Genomic DNA, 12713 nt, shown 5'->3' on the forward strand with positions numbered 1-12713 from the left:
TCCCATGGGGGTCGTGCGCAGCCACTGTGAAGCTTTCGTGACTTTGCCGAGGTGCAGTGCGCTCTCGCCGTTGATTTGCAAGGACTTTCCGGACCGAGGCCGCAGCAGCAGGCGCGCGCCCACAACGAGGTCAAAAATATTCTTCTGGAATTCGACGTTTCCGTCCCGTCAAGAAACTGACGGCTCCTGTCGCGTTGGCTTTCGATCGCCATCGCAGGGGCTTCTTGAACGGGGCTGGCCTGCGCGACGCGCGCTGCCCCTTCGGCACAGGCTTTACTTCGGCGGGAACGAGAAATGACCATCAGTGGGTGCAAGGAAAAGAATCGACCGGCGCGCGCGGCGCAGCAGGTTTTCAGGATGGCGCCCCTCGCGCGGGCCATCGCGGTGGCGCTGGCTGCCGGTGGGGTCCTCGGCAGCGCGCACGCCCAGCGGGCGTTCAGTCCGGCGTGGTTCGCCGACAAGGGCGCGGCGCAGGCGGGTGCGATCGCCACGGGCAAGCTGCCGAACGGCGCGCCGGCGTCCAGCCTGGTCCACCCGACGCAACCGTCGTCGGCGGCGAGCCAGCAGCTGCAGACGTCCATCACCAACCTGAACCTGGCCGCGCGCGCGATCGCCGCGCAGCAGGCGCAGCAGACACAGAAGCGGGCCGAGGCGCTGGCCAGCGGCGACTCCGCGCCGGACGGCCTGGCCGAAGGCGGCCTGAAGGTCGACACGAATTCGCTGACCGCCGGCTGGCTCAACGCCAGGGACCCCGTGCAGTCCGCAGCCAGCGGCAGGACCACGGTCACCATCGAGCAGACCGCCGACAAGGCCATCCTGAACTGGGAGACCTTCAACGTCGGCAAGAACACGACGGTGAAGTTCGACCAGCGTGCAGGCACCCACGCCAAGACCGGCGCCAACGAGTGGATCGCGCTCAACCGCATCAACGACCCCAGTGGCCGCCCCAGCCAGATCGCCGGCCGCATCGAGGCCGAGGGCAGCGTCTACCTCATCAATCGCAACGGCATCCTGTTCACCGGCAGCAGCCAGGTCAACGTGCGCAACCTGGTCGCCTCCAGCCTGAAGCTCAGCGACGAACAGTTCAAGGCCGGTCTCAACACGCGCCTGGGCGCGAAATCGGGTGACCCCGGTTACTGGAGCGGCCTCGAAGTGGGCGTCGGCATTCCCACCTTCGGCGAGAACTCCAAGCAGATGCCGGCCGATTCGAACGTGCAGTTCGCCGACATGGGCCCGGCCTTCGATCCGGGCAAGCCGCCGGGCGACGTCAAGGTGCTGGCCGGTGCGCAGATCACGGGCCAGGGCGGCCACGTGCTGATGTTCGCGCCCAAGGTCAGCAACGCGGGCAGCATCCGCACGCCGAGCGGCCAGACGCTGCTGGGCGCCGGCGAAAACGTGTGGCTGGAAGCCAAGGAGATCAGCCCCACCGTGCGCGGCTTCGATGCCGTCACTTCGTCGGTGCGGCCCTGGCTCTTTCCGGCCAAGTTCCTGATCAATCCGCAGACAGCGCCCGCCTTCCAGCCCTATCTCATCGGGCGCATCGTGTCCGACATCCTGCCGCTGATGGAGCAGCGCGCGGCCCAGGTCGGCTACAGCGTGCACAACGCCGGCATCGTCCAGGCCGATCACGGCGACATCACCATGGTGTCGCGCGACATCCACCAGGGCGGCATCCTGCAAGCCAGCACCGCGCTGAACAACCGCACGGGCTCCATCCGCCTGCGCGCCTGGGGCCAGGGCGTGCACAACATCGACATCAACCTGGCGGCCGACGTCCCGCGCCTGACGGCCTGGTCGGGCGGCACGCTGACCCTGGGGCCGGACAGCATCACCCAGGTCGTCAACGACTGGCAGGACACCACGCGGATCGAAAGCGGCTCGCTGGCCAACCGCTACCAGCCCGGGCGCATCGAGCTCTACGGCAAGACGATCGACGTGCAGACCCGAGCCCAGGTCACCGCCGCTGCGGGCCACATCGACATCCAGGCCCAGGCCAACCCGGCGGCCCTGCAGCGCAACACCCAGGTGGGCGACGGCAGCCGCATCCTCATCGGTGAACACGCCACCGTCAGTACCGCGGGTCTGATGCAGATGCCGGTGGACATGGCCAGCAACTTCGTCGAGGCCGAACTGCGCATCAACGAACTGCGCGACTCCCACCTGCAGGCGAACACCTGGCTGTACGGCCGGAAGGTCATCGTGGATCGACGCAGGTCGGGTGCCTTCAAGGGGCTGATGGCGGGCGTCGAATGGGTCACCGACGAGTCCGGCAAGGCGCTCAAGGGCGTCTGGGTCGGCACCCCGCTGGCGGACGTGACGGGCTGGGTGGGCAACGGCCTGGTGGGCTTGTCGGAGCTGGCGGCGCGAGGCGGCGACATCACCATCCAGTCCAATGGCTCGGTGATCACGCGGCCGGGCTCCATCCTGGATGTGTCGGGCGGCTCGGTGCGCTACAGCGACGGCTGGAACACGGAAACCCGGCTGCGCGGCGCGGACGGGCGCACCTACACCATGTCGTCCGCGCCGGCGGACATGACCTACACGGGCATCGCGGGCCAGTACCTGCAGGCGCATGCGCGCTGGGGCGTCACGCAGACCTACGTCAATCCGATGCTGTCGGGGCGGCGCTGGGAGCCGGGCTACGAGGAAGGCCGCAATGCCGGTTCGATCGACATCCGTGCCGGCAGCGCCTTCATCCTGGAGGGCGAGTTCAGGGGCTCGGTGCAGCCCGGTGACCGGGTGCAGGAGGTGTCCGAGCTGCCTCGGGCCGGCCGCCTCACGGTGGGTTCCAACCGGGCGCAAGAAGGCATGTGGACCCTGGGCCAGGTCGTCATCAGCGACAAGCCCGCGTTGCTGCCGGCGGGTTTCAGCATCGACAGCCCGCTGGGCAAGGACGCCTTCCTGACCGAGCCGGAAGGGCAATCCCCCGGCGCCGGCGCGGGCGTGGGCCGCACCACCTGGCTGTCCGCCGCGGGGCTGAGCCATTCGGGCCTGGGCGCCATCGAGTTGAACCTCAACACCGGCTTCGTGCTGGAAGACAGCGCGGTGGTGACTCTGCAGCCGGGGGCGCGCTTCACGGCCGCGGTCTACGACGGCCAGGGCATCCCCGGCAATTTCGATATCCAGGGCAAGCTCATCGCCCCGGGCGGCTCCATTGCCTTGAGCGCCGGCGGCAAGGCGGACAGCGTGCTGCGCCTGGGTGCGAACAGCCTGCTGAGCGTCGCGGGCCAGTGGGTCAACGACACCGGCCAAGGCGTCACGCTGGGCCGCGCCATCCACGGCGGCTCGATCGCACTGGGGACCCCGATGAAGGAGGGCCTGGGCACGGTGTACGGCAACGTGGAGGTGGCCGCCGGCGCGGCGCTGGACGTGTCCGGCGGCGGCTGGCTGTCCGGTGTCACGGCGGGCGGCAAGGCTGGCAAGGTGAAGGCGGGCAACGGCGGGGCCATCAGCCTCACGGCCTTCGACAACACCGCGCTCGAGACGCTGGACCTGCGCGGCTGGGCGGGGGGCGATGCATCCCGGCTCACGCTCACGGCGATCGGCGACGTGCAGGTGGGCGGCGCCGCGCCCGCGGCCGACGCCACGGGCGGGAAGGCATCGGGCGCAGCCAAGCCGCTGCACCTGCCGCAGACCCTGTACGCCGAGCGCGGCTTCGGCACGATCGGCATCCGTTCGCTCGGCGGGGACGTCGTGGTCGCGGAAGGCGCACAGGTGCACATCCAGCCCACGAGCTGGGACATGCCCGCCGCGGTGTCGACGCTGCGCACACTGCCCAGCGGCAGCGCGTTGGGCGATGTGCTGGCCCCCAAGGCACTGGACGAACTGAGCGAACAGCGCCGTGCCGCGCGCGCGCCCGGTGGCCTGTCGCTGGCGACCGGCGCGACCGGTGGCGGCATCCGCATCGACGCGAACGCCAGCATTCAGACAGAACCCGGCGGCACGATCTCGCTGGACGCGGACGGGTCCGGGCAGGCTTCCGTGCGGGTGGCGGGCCGCCTCCTTGCGCCGGCCGGCACGCTGAACATCCGCGCCAAGAAAACCTTGACGCTGGCCGACGGGGCCGAGCTGCTGCTGCCCGGCGTGGCGCAAATCTTCCACGACCCGGCCATGCGCCTGCCCCAGGGCAAGGTGCTGCCGGGCGGCACGGTCACGCTGAGCGCCGGCACGCTGGATGCGCAGGCGGGTGCGCTGATCGACGTGTCGGGCGCGCGGGGCACGGTGGCGTATTGGGACCGCGGCACGGGTGCGCTCGGCGCCCTGCGGCGCGTGGAACAGGAACTGGGCAGCGACGGCGGCGCGGTCGTGATGGAGGCCGCGGCCGGCGGCGCCATGAATGCCAGGCTGCGCGCCCACGGCGGCAATGCCCAGGCGGCGGGCGGCTCGTTGTCCATCACGGACACCAGCGAGGCCGGGCGTGCGTCCGGGGACCTGGTGGCGCCGGACATCGGCTCCTTCCTCTACTACAAGAGCCCCACCGGTACGTACACGTTCAACGGAGAAAAGTACGCACGGATCATCGGCACCAGCGGCAACCTCGACGTGCGCGACGAGTACGCCGGCGACGTCAAGATGAACAGCGCCATGCGCACCGCGATCAACACCATGCTGCCGACGTCGGTGTCCAGCAGCAAGGGGCTCGTCCTCGACGCGGGCGCGGCGCTGGCCGCGGGACCGGGCGCCGACAGGGCGCCGTGGGAGCACGACGCGACCATCGACAAGCGGGTGGTCGAACTGCTCAACAAGTACTTCTGGAGCGGCACCGGAACGGCACTGAGCCACAAGATCCACATCGGCAACATCGCGACCTCGGACGGCACCCTGCACGTGTCGGCGAAGGCGCTGCAGGACACGGGCCTCTCGGCGGTCGACCTGCGTTCCACGCAAGTGGGCGTGCAGCTGAACGGCGGCGTCGACCTGAGCGTCGCCGGTCGCCTGGGCATCACCGCCCCGGTCATCCAGAGCGACGGGCTGGGCGGCGTGGTGCGCTTGCATGCCCACCATCTGCAACTGAACCCACTGACAGGTGCGGTCGGTGCGGTCGGTGCGGCCGGCGCCACGGCCCGCAATGCGGGCGAACTGATCCTGTCGGCCACCCAGGCCATCGACATTGCGGGCAGGGGTGCGAAGGGCGAGTCCGTGTCGCCCGTCGACGTCAAGCTGCGCGGCTTCGAACGCACCGTGCTGGAAACCGGCGACCTGCGCTTCGTGGCGGGCGCCTACAGCGAAGGCGGCACCGACTACGACGACCCCCAGCTCAGGGCCACGCTGGACGTGGGTGGCGCGCTGGAGATCAAGGCCGCGCAGGTCTATCCGGCCACGGCCGTCACGGCGCGAATCAATTCGGACCGGTCCATTACCGTGCGCGGCAACGGGAGCGCCGCGGCGCCTCTGTCGGCCGGCGGCAGCCTGACGCTGAACGCGCCCGTCATCGAACAAGACGGCGTGCTGCGCGCGCCCTTCGGGCAGATCGCGCTGAATGCCGGCGAGCGCCTGACGCTGGGCACGAACAGCCTGACCTCAGTGTCCGGTGCGGGCCTGGACGTGCTCTACGGCAGCCTGCGCAACGCCGAATACTGGCTGGACCCGGCCAACCCGCAGGGTCGCAATCGTGCCAATGCCGGCGATGCCAATTCCCTGGACGAAAACCGCTATCTGTCGTCCCTGCCGGAAAAGCGCGTGCTCCTGCAAGCGCCGGATGTGGCCATGGCCGCGGGCGCGGTGGTGGACATCGCGGGCGGCGGCGACCTGCATGCGTGGGAGCACGTGCCTGGCTCGGGCGGCTCGCACGACGTGCTGACGCTGCCCGGCATGTACGCGGTGCTGCCGGGCTACCAGGGCCTGTCGCCCGTGGCGGGCGGTGCGGCGGGCCAGAAGGTCTGGCTGGCCGGCGGCGGCCTGGGTGCCGGGTGGTACACGCTCCTGCCGGCACGCTATGCGCTGCTGCCCGGCGCCTTTGCGGTGCAGAGCACGGGCCAGGCCTTGCCGGCGTGGGCTGCGTCCCGTGGCGAGGTGGTGAGCCTGCGCGACGGCTCGACGATCGTGGCCGGGCGGGAACAGAACACGATCAGCGGCGCGCGCGATGCCACGGCCTCGGGCTGGCGCGTGCTGCCCGCCAGCCTGGTGCGCAAGGTCAGTGAATACAACGAAGCGCGGGGCAACGCCTTCTTCTCGTCGGATGCGTTCAAGCTGACGCAATACCGCCTCACAGGGCAGGACGTCGTGACCCCGCGCCTGGCGCGCGATGGCGGCGCCGTGGTGTTCAAGGCCGACCGCGCGCTGACGCTGGACGGCGAGCTGCGCGCGCAACCCGATGCGGGCGGGCGCGGCAGCCTGGTGGACATTGCCGCCGCCAAGATCGCCATCGTCGGCGCGGGACAGGACAGCAGCGACCTGCGCGCCGACGGCTACCTGGTCGTGGATGCCGGCAGCCTGACGCGCTTCGGCGCGGGCAGCCTGCTGGTGGGCGGCACGCGCACGGGCAATGTGCGGGGCCTGCAGGTGGACGTGGCCGCCAGCGACGTGGTGCTGCGCAACACGGCAGGCACCGCGTTGAGCGGCCCGGAGGTGATCCTGGCCGCGGCGAATGCGGTGTCGATCGAGTCGGGCAGCGTGCTGCGCGCGCACGGCGCCGCGTCGGGCGACGAGGCGAACCTGGTGCTCAAGCCGCAGGTGGCGGCCGTGTGGAGCGACAACAACACGCCGAACGACACCAGCGACGACCACATCGTCACGCCTTCCAGAGACTGGGGTGCGCTGGTGCGCGTGAGCAGCGGCCAGGCCGTGCGGGCGTTGCGCGAGAACGTGGACACCACCGTCGGCGGCCAGGTGCGCATCGGCGCCGGTGCGCTGCTGCAGGGCGGCGAGGCGCTGCTGCTCGACGCCACCAACAACACGGAGATGGCCGCCGGCGCGCAGTTGTCGGGCAAGGCCCTGTCGGTGGCCGCGAGCCGCATCGGCATCGGCGGCGGCAGCGGCGGCCTGGTGCTGGACACCGACGCCCTGGCGCAGTTGTCGCGCGCGCAGTCATTGACGCTGCACAGCTACGGCAGCCTGGACTTCTATCGCTCGCTCGACATGCGCGGCCTGGCGCAGGTGGTGTTCGATGCCGCAGCCCTGCGCGGTCATGGCGCCGATGCCGTGCAGGTGCAGGCATCGCACCTGACGCTGCAGAACACGGGCGCGTCGCTCGGCAGCGCGGGCACAGGCGGTGGTCGCCTCGAACTGTCGGCCGGCGAACTGGTGCTCGGCGCGGGCGACAAGACGATGTCCGGCTTCGACCAGGTGCTGCTGTCGGCCAGCCGGCGCATCGCCGGCGAAGGCACCGGGAGCCTGGACGCCGGTGCGGCGGCGCTGACGCTGCGCACGCCGGTGCTGCAAGGGGTGTCCGGCGCCGACCAGGCCCTGCGAGCGCAGGGCCAACTGGTGTTGCAGCAGGACGCGCCGCTGGATGCGCAAGAGATGGCAGCACTGGGCCGCGCCAGCCTGGGCGCGCGCCTGAGCCTGTCGGGCCAGGGCGTGACCGTGGCGCTGCCGGTGCTCGCGCTGGGCGGCAGCATTGCGGTCGATGCCGACACGGGCAACCTGACGGTTGCAGAGTCCGGCCGCCTGCACGCGGGGGGCTTGGAAAAAGTCTTCTTCGACGCGGCCCAGTACGTGGACGCGGGCCAGATCAGCCTCGCGACGCGAGGCGGCCTGATCGACCTGGCTCCGGGCAGCCTGCTGGACCTGTCCGCCCATCCGCACGGTGGCGACGCCGGCCGCCTGACGGTGGATGCATCGGCCGGCGGACGGGTCCACTTCGGTGGCACTGTGCAAGCGCAGGCCGGTGCCGGCGGCAACGGTGGCAACTTTGCGCTGGCCATCGATCGGCTGGACGATTTCGGCGCGCTGGCGCGAACGCTCAACGATGCGGGCTTCAGCCGCTCGCGCCAGTTCCGCGTCCGTCAGGGCGACCTGACGATCGCGGGCACCACGCGCGTGGCCGACTTCGAAGTCATCACCGATCGCGGCGTGATTGCTGTCGACGGCACGGCGCGCGTCGAGGCCCACGCGGCCTACGGCGGCAGCATCCGCCTGGTCGGCGGGGCAGGGCTGACGATGCAGCCTGGCGCGGTGCTGGCGGCCCATGCCACCGACGCCATCGATGGTCTGGGCAGCAGCCGCATCGACCTGGAAGCGGTCGACGGCCAACTGAACCTGGCCGGTGGCACGCTGGACCTGAGCGGCGGCGAAGGCGGCAAGCTGCGACTGCGGGCGCAGCGCACCGCAGGCAACGACGGCCTGAACGTCACGGCGCTGAACGCCGCCGTGCAGGGCGCGCGCTCCGCGGTGCTCGAAGGCGTGCGCCGCCATGCCAGCACGGATGGCACAGTGGAATCCGTGGCCCCGCAGGCGATCGCCGAGGCCAATGCCTTTGCAGGCCACACCGGCATCCTGGCGAGGCTGGGCGGCAATGCCGCCGCCTACACCTTGGCGGCGGGCATCGAGATCACCAGCCCGGGCGACCTGACGCTGGGCCGCGACTGGAACCTGTTCGACAGCTTCGGTGCGGCGCACCGCGAAGGCACGCTCACGCTGCGCGCCGGCGGCAACCTGAACATCGACGGCCATCTGAGCGACGGCTTCGACGTGGCGGGTCGCGACAACGGCGCGGGCCGGGCGGCGCGGCTGCAGCAGGCCGCGTCGTGGAACCTGCGCCTGGTGGCGGGCGCGGACCTGGGGTCGGTCGATGCACTGGCCACGCGGCCATCGGGCGCGCTTGCAGCCGACACCGGCACGATCCGCGTGGGCACGGCCGGCACCGAGTCGGGCGCCGGCAAGCTGGTGCGCACCGGCAGCGGCGACCTGACGGTACGCGCCGGGCGCGACCTCGTGCTGGCGCACAAGGAGTCCGCGCTGTACACCGCAGGCCGGGCCGAGGCCGATCCCACCTTGGGCGGCGGCTTCGACACCGCCAGCGTCGATGCCCAGTACGGCACCGCAGGTGGCCACGTGGATGTCGCGGTCCAGGGCAGCGTGCGTGCGCCCACCGCGCAGGGCGCGCGTTCGGACCAGATCCTGACCGAATGGCTGTTCCGCCAGGGCCGCTATGGCGGAGATCTCAGCAGTCCCACCGGCTACTACGACGCGTACAACATGGGCGAGAGCTGGGCGCCGGTCATGTCCGCCCGGGGCCAGCAACCGAGCTGGTGGGTGAACCACGCCAGCTTCCAGCAGGGCCTGGGCGCGCTGGGCGGCGGCAACGTGAAGCTGTCGGCGGGCGGCGACCTGGTGAACCTGGTGGTGGCCTTGCCCAGCACCATGCGCGTGACGGGCGGGCGTTCCGCTGGCGATGCCGCGGCCTCCACGGTGACCCGCAACGGCGGGCAGCTGCAGGTGGCGGCGGGCGGCACCCTGAAGGCCGGCCAGTACTACGTGGGCCGCGGCGCCGGCGAGATCGAAGCCGGCGCAAGCGCCTCCGGCTATGCCCTGACCGGCATCTCGAGCAGCTGGCCCAACACCGCCTATTCCTACGACATCGCGCCCGTGCTGGCGCTGTCGGACGCCACGCTCAAGCTGCAGACGCTGGGCGACCTGGTCCTGCAGACCGTGATCGACCCGATGCAGATACGCCGTGCCTACGTCGACCAGGCCGACCGGGACACCAGCGGCGCGTCCAGCCATGCGATGTTCATGAGCAGTCAGACAGAGCGCAGCGCCGTCAGCCTGGTGTCCACCGGCGGCAACGTGCGCCTGGTCAACCAGTCGGAATTCGTGGCAGGAAACGACACGGAGAACACCACCAGGCTGGTGAGCGGCATGACGGACACCAAGCTCCAGACGGACATGGTGGGCCTGTACCCGGCCAAGGTCAGCGTGTCGGCCCTGAGCGGCAACATCGACGTCGCGGGCCTGCTGGCGATGGCGCCGGCGAACAGCAGCGACCTGTCTTTGCTGGCCGCGAAAGACCTGCGCTTCCTGCGCGGCAGCAGCCTGCAGAACACGGGTGCCATCGTCATGACCCAGACCACGCTGGACAAGTGGCCGTCGATATTCCGGCCGTGGATGGGTTTCACGATCACGCTGGGCGGGGCATCGGCGTTCGGCGCGCCGCTGAAGTCGGTCTATGGCGGCTTCTCGGTGACGAACACGTTCCTGACCAACAGCCTCAATGGCATGGAGCTGTTCGACAACCCCGATGTGCTGCCGATGCAGGTGCATGACTTCACGCCCAGCCGCTTGTACGCGGCGACCGGTTCCATCAGCGACCTGAATCTGATCGCGTCGGAATCGGTGCACGTGCAGGCCGGCACCGACATCCGCAACTTCGAGCTCAGCGCGCGCAACCTGCGCCCCACCGACACCACCATGCTGGCGGCGGGCAACGACATCCTGGCTGTCGCCAACAGGCTCCTGTCGCACCGATATGCGCGATACAGCGGCGACGCGGCGGCCTACTACTACGACAGGGGCAGCCGCACCGCGCTGCAAGGGCCGGGATCCCTGCTGCTGCTGGCCGGGCGCGACATCCAGGGCAACAACCTGTCGCTGTACACCAATGCCAATCGCTATTGGGACTACGTGTCGGCAACGCCGCTCGGCGAAGAATCGAACGTCATCAAGGCCCTGCCCGCCGAGGGCGCCGGCATCACCCTGATGGCCGGCATGAACAAGGCCGCCAGCTACGACGCCTTCGAGCGGGCCTACCTGAACCCGGCCAACGTGGCCGCCATGCCGGACTATCTGAAGACCACCCTGGCCGACGGCACCGTGGCGCCGCTGTACCTGAGCGACGGGGTGGAAAACCGCGGCGACCTGGCCAAGTTGGCGCGCCGGGGCCTGGTGTCCTTCGTGGAAGGCATGCTCGGTGCCGACAAGGTCGCCAGCCTCACCGGCACTGCGGACGGCAAGCTGAGCCCGCAGCAGGCGTGGGAGCAATACCGGCAACTGCCGCCCCTGGTGCGCGAGCAGTTCCTGCGCCAGGTCTTTGTCTATGAACTGCGCGAAGGAGGGCGCGACCAGAACGGGGGCGATGGGCAGAACGGTCCGATCAACGGCGGCTACCGCCGCGGCTCCGCGGCCATCGACACGCTGTTCCGCGGTGCGACGGCCGAAGGCCAGCCCGTGCGCTACGCCGCAGATTTGCCGGACAACTGGCGCAGCAGCTGGTCCGGCGTGGGCAGCATCGCCGCGACCCGGATGGCGGCGCGCACCCACCAGGGGGGCGACATCAACGTCTTCACCCCCGGCGGCGGCCTGCAGGTGGCGGGGTTGGGCGCGGTGGTGCCGGACGGATACGGCCTGGTGACGCTGGCCTCGCCGGGGCAGGTCAATGTGTTCACCGACCGGGACATCATCGTGAACCGCTCGCGCATCCTGTCCTTCGTTTCGCAGGCCGAGCCGCTGGGCAGCGACCAGGTGTTGTGGTCCAGCCAGGGCGACATCGACGCCGGCCGCGGCGCCAAGACCGTGCGCATTCCGCAGGCGCCGGAAGTCACGTCGGACGTGGACGGCAACATCACCGTGGAGGAAAAGCGCGACATGAGCGGCGCCGGCATCGGCACCGTGGGCGAAGGCGACGTGGACCTGGTCGCACCGAGGGGCACCATTGATGCGGGCGATGCCGGCATCCGGGTCGCCAGCAACCTCAACATTGCAGCGCTGCAGGTGCGCAACGCCGACAACATCCAGGTCAAGGGCGAAACGACCGGGCTGCCGGTGGTGGCCGCGGTGAACATCGGGGCACTGACCACCGCCAGCGCGGCGGCGTCGGCGGCGGCCATGGCGGCGCAGGAGTCCATGCGCCAGGAGCGGGCCGCGGCACGGCAGAACCTGCCCTCGGTCTTCACGGTGCGGGTGCTGGGCTTCGGCAACGACAGCCTGCCGTCGGGCGGTGCGGGTGCATCGTCGCCGCCACGCCCCGGCGCGCAAGCGGGCGCTTCGCCTCGGTACGACCCTGCCAACCCTGTGCAGGTCTTTGGGCACGGCAACCAGTTCGACGCGTCGGTGATGTCGTTGCTGACCGACGCCGAGAAGAGCAGGTTGCGCCATGCCGGCAAGTAAGACGATGTCCGCGGCTGAGTTCGATCTCGGTTCTTGTTTTCAAGGGCCATACGCGGGTCACGGCGAGCCCACCGGCGTGGCGCTGCGGGCGTTCCTGACGGCGAACTACACGTACCTGCATCGCCGCTTGGCCCGCGATCTCGGCTGTTCCGACCAGGCCAGCGAGTGCCTGCACGAGGCCTGGCTGCGCCTGGGCGACATGACGGCATCGGAGCCCGTGCGCAGTCCCGGGGCCTATGTCTATCGAACGGCGCGCAACCTGGCCATGGATCGCCTGCGCAGCGACCGGTCCTGGCAGTACGTGGGCGAATGGGATACGGCCCTCGATCTCCTGGCCGATCACGCGCCCGGCCCCGATGCCATCGCCGAAGCGCGTTCGGCCGTGGAGGCCGTCGAGCAGGCGATGCAGCGGCTTTCGCACCGGCATCGTTCGGTGCTCGTGGCACTGCAGATCGAGGAGATGACCCGCCAGGACGTGGCGGACCGGCATTGCATCTCTTTGCGCAGGGTGGACACGGCGCTTCGCCAGGCCCTGGACTACTGCGCGCATGCGTCCGGTCACACCGTGCGGGCGGAGGGCGCTTCGCCGCGGCGGGGTCTTTCGCGGCGATGGCAGGAGAAAGTCGTCGCGCCGCTGCGCGCCGGCGCGCCGCGCGCGCAGACGTGAG

General features: G+C 70.4%; 2 protein-coding genes. Both read left to right on the forward strand.

Annotation, left to right across the window (positions count from 1 at the left end; all coding sequences use genetic code 11):
- Positions 1 to 357: 357 nt before the first annotated feature.
- Positions 358 to 12045: a filamentous hemagglutinin family protein gene (locus AC3WQR_RS18255; protein WP_447745726.1), complete on the forward strand. Its 11688-nt coding sequence runs from the start codon at positions 358 to 360 to the stop codon at positions 12043 to 12045.
- Positions 12032 to 12712 (forward strand): RNA polymerase sigma factor, encoded by a 681-nt coding sequence (locus tag AC3WQR_RS18260; RefSeq protein WP_447745723.1) that lies wholly within the window; start codon positions 12032 to 12034, stop codon positions 12710 to 12712. The genes AC3WQR_RS18255 and AC3WQR_RS18260 overlap by 14 nt, the downstream gene beginning before the upstream one ends.
- The last annotated feature ends 1 nt before the right edge of the window (position 12713 follow it).

The organism is Variovorax sp. FW305-3-2-15-B-LB1, assembly GCF_058787635.1.